Origin of the sequence: Spirulina sp. CCY15215 (genome assembly GCF_016888125.1) — a bacterium.
Taxonomy (GTDB): domain Bacteria; phylum Cyanobacteriota; class Cyanobacteriia; order Cyanobacteriales; family Spirulinaceae; genus CCY15215.
The window spans coordinates 1-204 of sequence record NZ_JACSWA010000019.1 but is presented as its reverse complement, the minus strand read 5'-3'; the positions used below and the strand labels follow the sequence as shown (position 1 = coordinate 204).

Sequence of the window (204 nt, the reverse complement as noted above, 5' to 3'; positions counted from 1 at the left end):
CCAGTTGGATCGTCAACGAAGCCGATCTAGCCGTACCTGCTGGAGAAAGTCTTTGGATGGTGGGAGGGGGAATCATCTCAACAGGAACCGTAGCCACCGAAAACGGCAACATCACCCTCGCCGCTATTCCAGGTAAAAGTCAAGTTCGACTCTCTCACGAAGGTATGGTGGTGAACTTAGTCCTCGATGCCGCCCCAGTCGAAG

The 204-nt window shown here is 53.9% G+C and carries 1 protein-coding gene; it reads left to right on the top strand.

Annotated features, from left to right (window positions below):
• On the top strand, positions 1-204 hold a 204-nt coding region (locus JUI58_RS00075; protein ID WP_204101730.1), incomplete at both ends, for a hypothetical protein.